This is a genomic window from Sphaerisporangium fuscum, assembly GCF_018531465.1.
GTDB classification, from domain to species: domain Bacteria; phylum Actinomycetota; class Actinomycetes; order Streptosporangiales; family Streptosporangiaceae; genus Sphaerisporangium; species Sphaerisporangium fuscum.
Genome location: NZ_JAHDTF010000009.1, coordinates 20,787 through 34,955 on the forward strand (window position 1 = coordinate 20,787; position 14,169 = coordinate 34,955).

Below are 14,169 nucleotides of genomic sequence, written 5' to 3' on the forward strand. Positions count from 1 at the left end.
TTCTCCTGCTTAGGTAAGCCTTTCCTACGTGACCAAGGCCATGTGGGGTGCCCCCACATCAGGTTGTGTCTCGGGAAGGAATTACGGCACACTGATGTTGTGAAAAACGTGGCTGGGATTACGCAGGCCGAGAAGGGCGCGGAGCGCGGCACACGCGCACGCGTCGCTCGGCTGATCCTGGAGCACGGCCCGATCAACGCCGCCGCCCTCGGCGAACGGCTCGGGTTGACACCGGCGGCGGTGCGTCGCCACCTCGACGCGTTGCTCGCCGAGGGCATGATAGAGCCTCGAACGGGACGGCCACGCGGCCAGCGGGGGCGCGGACGGCCGGCGAAGCTGTTCGTGATCACCGACGCCGGGCGCAGCGCCTTCGTGCACGCCTACGACGGCCTCGCCGGGAGCGCCCTGCGCTTCCTGGCCGAGCGCGCCGGGGCGGAGGCGGTCGCCGACTTCGCCCGATCCCAGGTGAGCGGCCTGGTGAAGCGCCTCGCGCCCCTCATGCGCGAGGTGCCCGCCGACCAGCGGGTGCGCGTGCTGGCCGAGGCCCTGACGGCCGACGGCTACGCCGCCTCGGCCAGCCAGGCCAAGTCGGGCGGAGAGCAGCTCTGCCAGCACCACTGCCCGGTCGCGCACGTCGCCGCGGAGTTCCCGCAGCTGTGCGAGGCCGAGACCGAGGCGTTCGGGCAGCTGCTCGGCACGCCGGTGCAGCGCCTGGCGACGATCGCCCACGGCGACGGGGTGTGCACGACTCATGTGAGTCCGCGCGCCCTCACATCACAGAGGAACGCGCCGCCGCACTCCAGGCGGAGCGCGAACCAAGCCACGTCAGACAGCTCCGACGTGACGATAAGCACTTCGCGGCAAGCGATTGAGACGAGCAAGGAGACCGGAAGGTGACTGTCACCGACCGCCCGGAGCTTGAAGGCCTCGGGAGTTACAAGTTCGGCTGGGCCGACCCCGACGTGGCCGGCGCCACGGCGCGCCGAGGCCTCTCCGAGGAGGTCGTGCGCAACATCTCCGCGCTGAAGGACGAGCCGGAGTGGATGCTCGACCTGCGCCTGAAGGGACTTCGGCTCTTCGGTAAGAAGCCCCTGCCGACCTGGGGGTCCGACCTCACCGGCATCGACTTCGACAACATCAAGTACTTCGTGCGCTCCACCGAGAAGCAGGCCGCCTCCTGGGACGAGCTCCCGGCCGACATCAAGTCGACCTACGACAAGCTCGGCATCCCCGAGGCCGAGAAGCAGCGCCTGATCGCGGGCGTCGCCGCCCAGTACGAGTCCGAGGTCGTCTACCACAAGATCCGTGAGGACCTCGAGGAGAAGGGCGTCATCTTCCTCGACACCGACACGGGCCTGAAGGAGCACCCCGAGCTCTTCAAGGAGTACTTCGGGTCGGTCATCCCCGTGGGCGACAACAAGTTCGCCTCGCTCAACACCGCCGTGTGGTCGGGCGGGTCGTTCATCTACGTGCCGCCGAACGTCCACGTCGAGATCCCGCTGCAGGCCTACTTCCGGATCAACACCGAGAACATGGGCCAGTTCGAGCGCACCCTGATCATCGTCGACGAGGGCTCCTACGTCCACTACGTCGAGGGCTGCACCGCGCCGATCTACTCCTCCGACTCGCTGCACAGCGCGGTCGTGGAGATCATCGTGAAGAAGAACGCCCGCTGCCGTTACACGACCATCCAGAACTGGTCGAACAACGTCTACAACCTGGTCACCAAGCGCGCCGTCGCCTACGAGGGCGCCACCATGGAGTGGATCGACGGCAACATCGGCTCTAAGGTCACGATGAAGTACCCGGCCGTCTACCTCATGGGCGAGCACGCCAAGGGCGAGACCCTGAGCGTCGCCTTCGCCGGTGAGGGCCAGCACCAGGACGCCGGCGCCAAGATGGTGCACCTCGCGCCGAAGACCTCCTCGACGATCGTCTCCAAGTCGGTCGCCCGGGGCGGCGGCCGCACGTCCTACCGCGGCCTGGTCCAGATCGAGGAGGGCGCGGCCGGCTCGGCGTCGACCGTCAAGTGCGACGCCCTGCTCATCGACCAGATCAGCCGCTCCGACACCTACCCCTACGTCGACGTCCGCGAGGACGACGTCTCCATGGGCCACGAGGCCACGGTCTCCAAGGTGTCGGAGGACCAGCTGTTCTACCTCATGAGCCGCGGCCTCAACGAGGACGAGGCCATGGCGATGATCGTGCGCGGCTTCGTGGAGCCCATCGCCCGCGAGCTGCCGATGGAGTACGCCCTGGAGCTCAACCGCCTGATCGAGCTGCAGATGGAAGGAGCGGTGGGCTGACCATGGGCCTCGACACCAAGCCCCTCTCCACCCTGCACGGCAGGTCGTCCTACAAGCTGGAGGACTTCCCCGTCCCCAGCGGGCGCGAGGAGATGTGGCGCTTCACGCCCCTCTCGCGCCTTCGGGGGCTGCACGACGGCACGGCCAAGCCGTCCGGCGAGATCCTCGTCGAGGTGCACCCCGCGCCCGAGGTCTCGGTCGAGACCGTCGGCCGTGACGACTCCCGCCTCGGCAAGGCGTACGTTCCGACCGACCGCGTGAGCGTGCAGGCCTTCACCTCCTTCGAGAAGGCCACCGTGATCACGGTGCCGAAGGAGGCCGTCGCCTCCAAGCCCACCGTGGTCAACCTCCGCGGCACGGGCACCGGCACGGCGTACGGCCACATCGTGGTCGCCGTCGAGCCGCTCGCCGAGGCCGTCGTGGTCCTCGACCACCAGGGCAGCGCGGTCTACGCCGACAACATCGAGTTCGTCGTCGGCGACGGCGCCACGCTCAAGGTCGTCAGCCTGCAGGACTGGGACGACGACGCCGTGCACGTCTCCCACCACCACGCCCAGCTCGGCAAGGACGCCACGTTCAAGAGCTTCGTGGTGACCCTCGGCGGCGACCTCGTGCGCCTGTCGCCGTCGGTGGCCTACACCGGGCGCGGCGGCGACGCCGACCTGAGCGGCATCTACTTCGTCGACGCCGGCCAGCACCTCGAGCACCGCCTGCTGGTCGACCACAACGTGCCCGACTGCCGCAGCAACGTCGACTACCGCGGCGCGCTGCAGGGCGACGACGCGCACGCCGTGTGGATCGGCGACGTGATCATCCGGGTCGAGGCCACCGGCACCGACACCTACGAGCTCAACCGCAACCTGATCCTCACCGACGGCGCCCGCGCCGACTCGGTGCCGAACCTCGAGATCCTCACCGGTGAGGTCGCGGGGGCGGGTCATGCCTCGGCGTCGGGCCGGCTCGACGACGAGCACACGTTCTATCTGCAGGCCCGCGGCATCCCGTACGACGAGGCGCGCCGCCTGGTCGTGCGCGGCTTCTTCGCCCAGCTGATCCAGAAGATCGAGGTCGAGGAGATCCGCGACCGGGTGCTCACCGCGGTGGAGGCGGAGCTCGCCCGATGACGTTCGAGAAAGTCTGCTCTCTGACCGACATCCCCGACGGCGGCGTCGTCGGGGTCGAGGTCGAGGGCAAGCCGGTCGCGCTGGTGCGCGAGGACGGCGAGGTGTACGCCCTGCACGACGTCTGCTCGCACGCCGAGGTCAGGCTGAGCGAGGGCGAGGTGTACGACGGCACCCTTGAGTGCTGGCTGCACGGCTCGTGCTTCGACGTCCGCACGGGCAAGCCCACCGGGCCTCCGGCCACCAGGCCCGTCCCTGTCTACCGAGTGAAGCTCGAAGGCGACGACGTGCTCGTCTCGCTCGACAGCGCCGAGAATGCCGAAAACCAGGAGTCTTGAAGTGTCCACCCTCGAAATTCGTGACCTGCATGTCGCCGTGGAGGACAAGGAGATCCTGCGCGGCGTCAACCTGACCGTCCGGGCGGGCGAGACCCATGCGCTCATGGGCCCGAACGGCTCGGGCAAGTCGACGCTCGCGTACGCGATCGCCGGCCACCCGAAGTACACCGTCACCTCCGGCACGGTCACCCTCGACGGCGAGGACGTCCTGTCCATGTCGGTCGACGAGCGCGCCCGCGCCGGCCTGTTCCTCGCCATGCAGTACCCCGTCGAGGTGCCCGGCGTCTCGGTGTCGAACTTCCTGCGCAGCGCCGTCACCGCCGTCCGCGGCGAGGCCCCCAAGCTGCGGGTGTTCACCAAGGAGCTGAAGGAGGGCATGGACGCCCTGGCCATCGACTCCGCCTTCGCCCAGCGCAACCTCAACGAGGGCTTCTCCGGCGGTGAGAAGAAGCGCCACGAGATCCTCCAGCTGGAGCTGCTCAAGCCGAAGGTCGCCATCCTCGACGAGACCGACTCCGGTCTCGACGTCGACGCCCTGCGCGTCGTCTCCGAGGGCGTCAACCGCTTCAGCGCCAGTGGGGAGACCGGCATCCTGCTGATCACCCACTACACCCGCATCCTGCGCTACGTGAAGCCCGACTTCGTCCACGTCTTCGCGGGCGGCCGGATCGTCGAAGAGGGCGGGCCGGAGCTCGCCGACAAGCTCGAGGCCGAGGGCTACGAGCGCTACACCAAGGCGAATGCATGACCTACAGCACGTTCGACGTGGAGAGGATCCGGAAGGACTTCCCGATCCTCTCCCGTGAGCTGCCCGGCGGCAGGCCGCTGGTCTACCTCGACTCGGGCAACTCCTCGCAGAAGCCCGCGCAGGTGATCAACACCATGCGCGACCACCTCGAGCAGCACTACAGCAACGTCGGGCGGGCCCTGCACGCGCTGGGCAGCGAGTCGACCGAGGCCTACGAGGGGGCGCGCGACAAGGTCGCGGCCTTCATCGGCGCGCCCAGCCGCGACGAGGTGGTCTTCACCAAGAACGCCTCCGAGGCGCTCAACCTCGTGGCCTACTCCTTCGGCAACCCGGCCTGCGACGACGAGCGGTTCAGGCTGGGCCCCGGCGACGAGATCGTGATCTCCGAGATGGAGCACCACTCCAACATCGTGCCCTGGCAGCTGCTCGTGCAGCGCACCGGCGCGACGCTGCGGTGGTTCCCGGTCACCGACGAGGGCCGTCTGGACCTGTCCGGCCTGGACGAGCTGGTGAACGAGCGCACCAAGATCGTCTCGATCGCGCACCAGTCGAACGTCCTCGGCACGGTCAACCCGGTCGCCGACGTCCTCGCCCGGGCCCGCCAGGTCGGCGCGCTGATGATGCTCGACGCCTCCCAGTCGGTGCCGCACCGCCCGGTCGACGTGACCGCGCTCGGGGTCGACTTCGTGGCCTTCACCGGCCACAAGATGCTCGGCCCGTCGGGCATCGGCGTGCTGTGGGGCCGCTACGACCTGCTGTCGGCCATGCCTCCGTTCCTCGGCGGCGGCGAGATGATCGAGGCGGTCTGGATGGACCACTCGACCTACGCCCCGGTGCCGCACAAGTTCGAGGCCGGCACGCCGCCGATCGTCGAGGCCATCGGGCTCGGCGCCGCCGTCGACTACCTCACGTCGATCGGCATGGAGGAGATCCAGCGCCACGAGCACGAGCTCACGGTGTACGCCCTGAAGGCCCTCGGGGAGTTCCCCGGCCTGCGCATCATCGGCCCGACCACGGCCGAGGACCGCGGCGGCATCGTGTCGTTCACGATCCCCGACGTGCACCCGCACGACGTCGGGCAGATCCTCGACGACACGTTCGGCGTGGCCGTGCGGGTGGGGCACCACTGCGCGCGCCCGCTGCACCTGCGCTTCGGAATACCCGCGACCACGCGGGCGTCTTTCTACTTGTACAACACCACGGACGAGATCGACGCACTGGTCCGGGGCCTCCACCACGTCCAGAAGGTGTTCGGATAAGAGATGATCGCCGAATCGCTCTACCAGGAACTCATCCTGGAACACTACAAGCACCCGCAGGGCCGGGGCCTGCGCGAGCCGTACGACGCCGAGGTCCACCATGTGAACCCCACGTGTGGTGACGAGGTCACGATGCGGGTGAAGGTGGGCGATGGCGGTAAGGTCGAAGACGTCTCCTACGACGGCCAGGGCTGTTCGATCAGCCAGGCCGCCGCGTCGGTGCTCCACGAGCTCGCGACCGGCCAGACCGTGGCCGACACCCTCGTGGTGGTCGACGAGTTCACCCGGCTGATGCAGGGCCGGGGTCAGGTGGAGCCCGACGAGGACGTCCTGGGAGACGCCGTCGCGTTCGCCGGCGTGGCCAAGTTCCCGGCCAGGGTCAAGTGCGCCCTGCTGGCCTGGATGGCCTACAAGGACGCGGTGGCGAGGAGCTCGTCGTGACACGGCGGGCCGATGCACCCGACGGCCGCGCCCGGCGCGCGGCCATGGAACGACGAGGCGAGGAGACGGCGTGAGCAAGCCTGTGGAGACCCCCACCGGGTACGACGGTGAGACCACTCTCGACGAGGTGCTCGAGGCGCTGAAGGACGTCGTCGACCCCGAGCTGGGCATCAACGTCGTCGACCTCGGCCTGGTCTACGGCGTCAACCTCGACCCGGGCGAGCCGGGCGGGGCTCCGGTCGCGACCCTCGACATGACGCTCACCAGCGCGGCCTGCCCTCTGACCGACGTCATCGAGGAGCAGGCGCACTCCGCCCTCGACGGCATGGTCTCCGATGTCAAGATCAACTGGGTCTGGCTTCCCCCGTGGGGGCCGGACAAGATCACCGATGAGGGGCGTGACCAGCTCCGCATGTTGGGCTTCAACGTCTGATCGCTCATGGTGATCGCCTCCGTCGCGAGGCGCCGTACCACGGCGCCCTCCTCGGAGGCACGGCGCGTCCCTGGCGCGCCGCCACGCCCCTCTGCCGGGCGTGGCCGTCCTTCGGACCGCCGGCCCTCGGACGCGACGGCGGGGCCTGGTCCCCGCCGCCCGCATCCGGAGGCCTCCGCCGGGTTCTGCGCGTGACGTTCGTCTCTCCCGGCCGGTCGTTCTCGCAGTTCCGCGCCCGTTTGTCGGCGCGGGGACGACCCCCTTGATCGCGGCCGCATCACGATCGGGTAGACTTCACTTGTCGCCCCTGATCATGAGCTCTGCTCATCACTTGCGGCCAGCATTTCGCGGCGTCCCCCTGGATCCCGCGTGTTCCCCGCACGGATGCCCGTGCGCCCCCGGCTCGTCCTTTCGCAGAAGTGACGTGCCATGTCTCTTCGACCGAAAGGCACGACCAATCGTGACCAGCACCAACGCCGCCATGCCCGCCGACGCCCGGATCGGCGACGGGCACGACGAGGACGCGCCCGCCGCGCGGACCGGGCAGGCGGTGTCCGAGACCCCCGCCGGGCCGCCGGAGTTCTCCCTCCTCGGCCTGCCCAAGCCCCTGATCGCCGCACTCGCGCGGCAGGGCATCGACAGCCCGTTCCCCATCCAGCGGGCCACCATCCCCGACATCCTCTCGGGCCGCCACGTCCTCGGCCGCGGCCAGACCGGCTCCGGCAAGACCCTGGCGTTCGGCCTGCCCACCATGACCCGCGTCGCCGGCACCAAGGCCGCCCCGCGCCGTCCCCTCGCGGTGATCCTCGTGCCCACCCGCGAGCTCGCCATGCAGGTCACCGACGCCCTGGAGCCCCTCGGGCGCGGCCTGTCGCTGCGCATGAAGACCGTCGTCGGCGGCATGTCGATGGGAAAGCAGATCGAGGCGCTGCGGCGCGGCGTCGAGATCGTCGTCGCCACCCCGGGCCGGCTCACCGACCTCATCCAGCAGGGCGAGTGCTCGCTGGACGACGTCCGGGTGACCGTCATCGACGAGGCCGACCACATGTGCGACCTCGGCTTCTTCCCGGTGGTCAGCGCGATCCTCTCGCGGACGCCGGCCGACAGCCAGCGGCTGCTGTTCTCCGCCACCCTCGACGGCGACGTCGACAAGCTCGTCCGGCGTTTCCTCAACGACCCGGTCACCCACTCGCTGGCCCCGGCCACCTCCCCGGTGGACACCATGGAGCACCACATGCTCCAGGTCACGCGGGACGACAAGTTCCCCGTCACCGCCGAGATCGCCAACCGCGAGGGCCGCACGATCATCTTCGTGCGCACCCAGCACGGCGTCGACCGCCTGGTCAAGCAGCTCGCCCGGGTCGGCGTCCGCGCCGGCGGCCTGCACGGCGGCAAGCGGCAGAACCAGCGCACCCGCATCCTCGCCGAGTTCCGCGAGGGCACGATCGGCGTGCTGGTCTGCACCGACGTGGCCGCGCGCGGCATCCACGTCGACGACGTCAGCCTCGTGCTGCACGTCGACCCGCCCACCGACCACAAGAGCTACCTGCACCGGGGCGGCCGTACGGCCCGCGCGGGCGAGCGCGGCACCGTGATGACGCTGGTGCTGCCGAACGAGCGCCGCTCCGCCGAGTCGATGACCCGCCGCGCCGGGGTCGAGCCGCACCGCCTGAAGGCGACGCCGGGTCACCCGCGCCTGGCCGAGGTCGCCGGCGCGCAGCAGCCGAGCGGCATCGAGATCCCCGTCTGGGAGCCGCCGGCCCCGGCCGCCAAGCGTCCGCGCCGCGAGGGGGGCCACGGTGGCGACCGCCGCCCGCGCCGCTTCCACGACCGCTCCCGCGAGGGCGGCGACCGCCGTGAGGGCGGCTTCGGCGACCGCCCGTCGGACGGTTACCGTTCGGGCGGTTCCCGCGGTGAGCGTCCGTCCGAGGGCTACCGTTCGGGCGGCTCGCGCGGCGGCGACTTCCGCGGCGAGGGCCGCGGCGATCGGCGCCCCGAGGGTCGCGGCTCGGGCTTCCGCGGCGGCCGCCAGGGTTCCACCGACCGCGGCCGCACCCGCTGACCTTCCTCGAAGTGAAAGGCCGCTCCTCCGCCGAGTGATCTACCTCGGTGGGGGAGCGGTGCTGCCACGGGGGGTGAGGCGGGCCGGGGGGGTCTCCAGGCCCGTCACCTGGTCGCCGGCGATCAGCGAGAGCAGCCGCCCGGCGGCGTGGGCGCCGTAGGCGGGGATGTCGCGGGTCAGGGCGGTCAGCGGCGGGCGTACGACCTGTGCCAGCGGCGAGTCGTCCCAGGCGACGACCGACAGGTCGGCCGGGACGTTGAGCTGCATCTCCTGCGCGACCGACAGCCCGGCCACCGCCATGATGTCGTTGTCGTACACCACGGCCGTCGGCCGGGCGGGGGAGCTGAGCAGCCGCCTGGTCGCTCGCGCGCCCTCCTCGCCGGTGTAGTCGGTGTGCACCGTCACGGCCTCGCCGAGGCCGAGCTCGGCGCAGACGGCGGCGAAGGCCCGGTCGCGCTGCATGGTGTGCAGGAGCCTGGGCAGCCCGGCGACCCGGGCGATGCGCCGGTGGCCCAGCGCGGCGAGGTAGGTGACGGTCTCGCGCACGGCGGCCTCCTCGTCGGACCACACCGGGAGCAGCGAGCCGGCCTGCGAGGGATGCCCGACCACCACGACCGGCATGCCGAGCGACTCCATCACGGGCACGCGGGGGTCGGCCAGGTGCAGGTCGACCAGGATCGCGCCGTCGACGCGCCCCTCACCCCACCAGCGGCGCCACAGCGCGATCTCCTCGTCATGGTCGGCGACGACCTGGAGCATCAGGGCGTACGACCGGGCCGACAGCTCGCCCTCGATGCCGCTGATCAGCTCCATGAAGAACGGCTCGACGCCGAGGAAGCGGGCGGGGCGGCACAGGGCGAGCCCGACCGTGTCGGCCCGGGCGCCGTTGAGGGCGCGGGCGGCGCTGTTGGGGCGCCAGCCGATCTCCTCGGCGATGGCCATGATGCGCGCCCGGGTGGACGCCGACACCCCCGGCTGGCCGTTCAGGGCGTAGGAGACCGCGCCCTTGGAGACGCCCGCCCGCCGCGCGATGTCGGCGATCGTCGGTCGTTTCACTCCTTGCCCCTTCGCTGAACCGGTCCAGACCGATCTCGTGCGTACATTACTACGCCTGCTGGGCTGCGCGAACGCCTTCCTCCCGCCGGCCGCCGGAACGCCGGGCCGGAGCGGCCTCCCGCTCGACCGTTGACACTCCCGTCACATGCGTCGTACTTTCACGTTACTTATCCGGTTCAGCAGCATCACCCGCGACCCGGCCTCCCGTCGCCGGCGTCGAAGGAGGGACACGTGAGCATGCACCGCCCGCTGCACGACGGCTGGACCCTCACCGCCGCATCGGACGAGGTGGACATCGCCGGCGTCCCCGCGACCGTCCCCGGCTGCGTGCACACCGACCTGCTCGCGGCCCGGCTCATCGACGATCCCTATCTCGACGGCAACGAGAACCGGCTCACCTGGATCGGCCGCACCCCCTGGACGTACGCCACCTGCTTCACCTGGCGGCCGGGCGAGGAGGACCGGGCCGACCTGGTGTGCGAGGGCCTGGACACCGTCGCCACCGTCGTGCTCAACGGCACCGAGCTCGCGACCACGGCCAACATGCACCGCTCCTACCGCTTCCCGGTGCGCGAGCTACTGCGCGAGGGGGACAACAGCCTGGAGGTGCGGTTCGCCTCGCCGTACGCCTACGCCGAGGAGCGGCGCGCCGCGCTCGGCGACCGGCCCGCGGCCTACGCCGAGCCCTACCAGTTCATCCGCAAGATGGCCTGCAACTTCGGCTGGGACTGGGGTCCCACGCTGGTCACCTCCGGCATCTGGCGGCCCGTCGGCCTGCACTCCTGGCGCGGGGCGCGCCTGGCCGCCGTACGTCCCCTGGTGACCCTGGAGGGACGCGACGGCCGGGTCGAGGTGCACGTCACCGTGGAACGGGCCCGCGAGGAGCCGCTGACCGTGACCGCCTCGGTGGCCGGGGTGAGCGCCGAGGCGCGCCTGGCGCCGGGGGAGAGCCAGGCCGTGATCACTCTCGCGGTGCCGGAGCCGAGGGTGTGGTGGCCGCGCGGGTACGGCGGGCAGCCGCTGTACCGGCTCACCGTGCGCCTGGCCGGGGACACCGCGGCCGACACCTGGACCCGATCGGTGGGATTCCGCTCGGTGCGGCTCGACCGGGACGGCGGCGCGTTCACGTTCGTCGTCAACGACGTGCCGGTCTTCGCCCGGGGCGTCAACTGGATCCCCGACGACTGCTTCCCCTCACGTCTGACCGCGCAGCGCCTGGCCGGGCGGATCGACCAGGCCTGCGCGGCGGGGGTGAACCTCGTGCGCGTGTGGGGCGGCGGCCTGTACGAGAGCGGCGCCTTCTACGACCTGTGCGACCGGCGCGGCCTGCTGGTCTGGCAGGACTTCCCGTTCGCCTGCGCCGCCTACCCGGAGGAGGAGCCCTTCGCCTCCGAGGTCGAGGCGGAGGCCCGGGAGAACGTCGTCCGGCTGGCGCCGCACCCGAGCCTGGTGCTGTGGAACGGCGGCAACGAGACCATCGAGGGATTCTCCGACTGGGGCTGGAAGGAGAGGCTGGGCGGCCGTACCTGGGGGGCCGGCTTCTACTTCGACCTGCTGCCGAGGGTGGTCGCCGAGCTCGACCCGACCCGGCCGTACTGGGCGGGCAGCCCCTACTCCGGCGCGCCGGACCTGCCCCCGAACGACCCCTCCCGCGGCACCGTCCACATCTGGGACGTCTGGAACCGTGAGGACTACCTCCGCTACGGCGCCTACCGCCCGAGGTTCGCCGCCGAGTTCGGCTTCCAGGGCCCGCCGGCGCACGCCACACTGCGCCGCGCGCTGGGCGAGGACGCGCCGGAGCCGGGCTCGCCCGGCCTGGCGGCTCACCAGAAGGCCGACGAGGGCGACGCCAAGCTGCTGCGGGGCCTCGGCCGCCACCTGCCCGCCCCCGAGGGCTTCGACGACTGGCACTACCTGACCCAGCTGAACCAGGCGCGGGCCGTGGCCTTCGGCGTCGAACGGTTCCGCGCGCTCGCCCCGTACTGCATGGGCACCGTCGTCTGGCAGCTCAACGACTGCTGGCCGGTGATCTCCTGGTCCGCCGTGGACGGCGACGGCCGCCGCAAGCCCCTGTGGTACGCGCTGCGCCGCGCCTACGCCGACCGGCTGCTGACCTTCCAGGACGACGCGCTGGTGGTGGTCAACGACAGCGCCGCGGAGTGGGCGGGAGAGCTCATGGTGACGCGGCTCTCCCTGCAGGGTGACCCGCTGGCCAAGGAGTCCTTCCCCGTCGCGGTCCCGCCGCGCACGGTCGTCCCCGTGCCGCTCCCGGAGACTCTGCTCACCCCCGCCGACCCGGCCCGGGAGCTGCTCGCCGCCCGCCTCGGCGCCCGGGAGGCGCTGCGGTTCTTCGCCGAGGACCCGGAGGTGGACTTCCCCGCGGCGGAGTTCGACGTCAGGGCCGAACGCGCGCCGGGCGGCGCCCGCGTCACCGTCACCGCGCGGACGCTGGTGCGCGAGCTGGCGATCTTCGCCGACCGGTTCCACCCGGACGCCGAGGTGGACGACATGCTGCTCACCCTGCTGCCCGGCTCGGCCGCGACGTTCGAGGTGCGCGTCCCCGGCGACCCGGACCTCGCCCCGCTGACCGCCCCTCCGGTGCTGCGCTGCCTGAACGAACGCCAGCGGGCGTCCTGACCGCTGAACCGCTTAAGAAAACAGGTTTCCGGCGACTCCTACCCCCCGGGAGAAGAAATGAGACCACTCACCGGCAGGCGCCTTCCCGGCGCGCTCGCGGCGGCGGCCCTCGCGCTGAGCCTCACCGCCGCGTGCAGCGCCGGCGGCGGCCCGCCCGTCGCGGCGGGCGGCGGCGCGAGCGCGAAGTCCTCCGCCCCCGCCTCGGCCCGCATCCTCAACGTCCACACCGGCGGCAGCGGCCAGTTCACCCCGAACTACAACCCCTTCACCCCGGCCCCCCTGCCCGGCGTGCAGGGCATGATCTACGAGCCGCTGATGTTCTTCAACCAGGCCAGGTCCGGGGACGTCCAGCCGCAGCTGGCCACCGCCTACCGGTTCGCCGACGGCGGCCGCACCCTGACCTTCACCCTGCGCGAGGGCGTGAAGTGGAGCGACGGCGAGCCCTTCACCGCCGACGACGTCGCCTACAGCTTCACCCTCGCCAAGGACAACCCCAAGCTCAACAGCGGCATCAACTCCGGCGGCAACGTGCTCGCCTCCGTCACCGCCGCCGACCCCACCCACGTGACCCTGAAGTTCACGCGGCCGGCCTACACGCGGCTGTGGAACATCGCCGGACAGTCGTGGATCGTGCCCCGGCACGTCTGGGAGAAGATCAAGGACCCCGCCGGCGACACCAACGACCATCCCGTCGGGACCGGGCCGTTCGTGCTCGGCACCTTCGCCCCGCAGAGCTACGTGTTCAAGAGGAACCCCCTCTACTGGGAGCCCGGCAAGCCGAAGATCGCCGGCCTGCGCTTCTGGTCGTTCAACGGCGGCGACGCCGCCACCACGGCGCTGGCCGCCGGGCAGCTCGACTGGACCGGCCTGTTCATGCCCGACCCCGACAAGCAGTACGTCGCCAAGGACCCCGCCCACAACAAGTACAAGAACGAATCGTTCCTGTACGTCACCAACCTGGTCCCGAACCTCACCAAGGCGCCCCTGGACGACCTCGCCGTCCGGCAGGCGATCAACGTGGCCCTGGACCGCAAGAAGATCATCGAGCTGGCCTTCGCCGGCCTCGGCACGATGCCGAGCCCGCTCGAACTCGTCCTGCCCCAGTACCAGGACTACGTCTCCCCGAAGTACGCCGGCGCCCAGGTGGAGTACGACCCGGGCAAGGCGCGCGGCATCCTCGAACAGGCCGGATACCGGCGCGGATCCGACGGCGTCTACGCCAAGGACGGCAAGCGGCTGTCGATCACCTGCACCGTCGTGAGCGGCTGGACCGACTACATCAGCGCCATGCAGGTCATCAAGCAGGAGCTCAAGGACGTCGGCATCGAGTTCGCCGCCAAGGAGGTCTCCTTCAACGCCTTCACCGCCGCCCAGACCAGCGGCGACTTCCAGATGCAGATCTGGAACGGCTACGGCGGCCCCAGCCCGTACTACATGTACAACAACATCCTCAACAGCGAGAACGTGCCTCCCCTGGCCCAGAACCAGGCGCGCTGGAAGAACGCCGAGGTCGACGCCGCGCTGGAGGCCATCGCCCAGACCCCGCCCGAGGACACCGACGCCATCAAGCAGCAGATCCACCGGATCCAGGACCAGGTGATGGCGCAGGTCCCCTACATCCCGATCCAGCAGTCGAGCGCGCTGGCGGAGTTCCGCACCGTCAACGCCACCGGATGGCCGAGCGAGGAGAACCCCTACGCCCTCGCGCTGCCGTTCTACACCCCCGACGGCGCCATCGTCGCCAAGAACCTCGTCCCGACCGGCTGAG

At 70.8% G+C, this 14,169-nt stretch carries 12 protein-coding genes; 11 read left to right on the forward strand and 1 reads right to left on the reverse strand.

All coding sequences use genetic code 11. The annotated features are described in order from the left end of the window. The first annotated feature begins 99 nt into the window (after positions 1-99). The 9 genes from KIK05_RS12295 to KIK05_RS12335 all read left to right on the forward strand — a co-directional run bounded on the left by KIK05_RS12295 (position 100) and on the right by KIK05_RS12335 (position 8,708). Positions 100-897, forward strand: coding sequence for a helix-turn-helix transcriptional regulator (locus KIK05_RS12295; protein WP_372455584.1), 798 nt, complete (start codon positions 100-102; stop codon positions 895-897). After that, positions 894-2,306 carry a Fe-S cluster assembly protein SufB gene (sufB, locus tag KIK05_RS12300; RefSeq protein WP_214410792.1) on the forward strand — a complete coding sequence of 471 codons (1,413 nt, stop codon included), beginning with the start codon at positions 894-896 and terminating at the stop codon, positions 2,304-2,306. Before KIK05_RS12295 ends, sufB begins: the two co-directional genes overlap by 4 nt. Positions 2,307-2,308: 2 nt before the next feature. Then, positions 2,309-3,430: a Fe-S cluster assembly protein SufD gene (gene sufD, locus KIK05_RS12305; protein WP_214410793.1), complete on the forward strand. Its 1,122-nt coding sequence runs from the start codon at positions 2,309-2,311 to the stop codon at positions 3,428-3,430. Beyond that, a complete protein-coding gene (locus KIK05_RS12310; RefSeq protein ID WP_214410794.1) occupies positions 3,427-3,765 on the forward strand; it encodes a non-heme iron oxygenase ferredoxin subunit in 339 nt (112 codons plus the stop codon). Before sufD ends, KIK05_RS12310 begins: the two co-directional genes overlap by 4 nt. A gap of 1 nt (position 3,766) precedes the next feature. Further along, on the forward strand, positions 3,767-4,513 hold the full coding sequence (gene sufC / locus KIK05_RS12315; protein WP_308249878.1) for a Fe-S cluster assembly ATPase SufC: 747 nt from the start codon (positions 3,767-3,769) through the stop codon (positions 4,511-4,513). Then, complete coding sequence (locus KIK05_RS12320; RefSeq protein WP_214410796.1) at positions 4,510-5,772, forward strand: cysteine desulfurase; 1,263 nt, start codon at positions 4,510-4,512, stop codon at positions 5,770-5,772. The genes sufC and KIK05_RS12320 overlap by 4 nt, the downstream gene beginning before the upstream one ends. 3 nt (positions 5,773-5,775) lie before the next feature. Next, positions 5,776-6,213 carry a Fe-S cluster assembly sulfur transfer protein SufU gene (gene sufU / locus KIK05_RS12325; RefSeq protein ID WP_214410797.1) on the forward strand — a complete coding sequence of 146 codons (438 nt, stop codon included), beginning with the start codon at positions 5,776-5,778 and terminating at the stop codon, positions 6,211-6,213. 70 nt (positions 6,214-6,283) lie between these two features. Further along, a complete protein-coding gene (locus tag KIK05_RS12330) occupies positions 6,284-6,646 on the forward strand; it encodes a metal-sulfur cluster assembly factor (protein WP_214410798.1) in 363 nt (120 codons plus the stop codon). Positions 6,647-7,127: 481 nt separating this feature from the next. Then, complete coding sequence (locus KIK05_RS12335) at positions 7,128-8,708, forward strand: DEAD/DEAH box helicase (protein WP_214410821.1); 1,581 nt, start codon at positions 7,128-7,130, stop codon at positions 8,706-8,708. A gap of 39 nt (positions 8,709-8,747) precedes the next feature. Here the strand turns inward: KIK05_RS12335 and KIK05_RS12340 are convergent, their stop codons facing one another. Then, a complete protein-coding gene (locus KIK05_RS12340; protein WP_214410799.1) occupies positions 8,748-9,764 on the reverse strand; it encodes a LacI family DNA-binding transcriptional regulator in 1,017 nt (338 codons plus the stop codon). A 237-nt stretch (positions 9,765-10,001) separates the two neighbouring features. Between KIK05_RS12340 and KIK05_RS12345 the strand changes: the two genes are divergently transcribed. Together KIK05_RS12345 and KIK05_RS12350 are read left to right on the forward strand one after the other, a co-directional pair. Continuing rightward, entirely contained in the window at positions 10,002-12,401 is a 2,400-nt protein-coding gene (locus tag KIK05_RS12345) for a glycoside hydrolase family 2 protein (RefSeq protein WP_214410822.1), read from the forward strand. A 57-nt stretch (positions 12,402-12,458) separates the two neighbouring features. Further along, entirely contained in the window at positions 12,459-14,168 is a 1,710-nt protein-coding gene (locus tag KIK05_RS12350) for an ABC transporter substrate-binding protein (RefSeq protein WP_214410800.1), read from the forward strand. The last annotated feature ends 1 nt before the right edge of the window (position 14,169 follow it).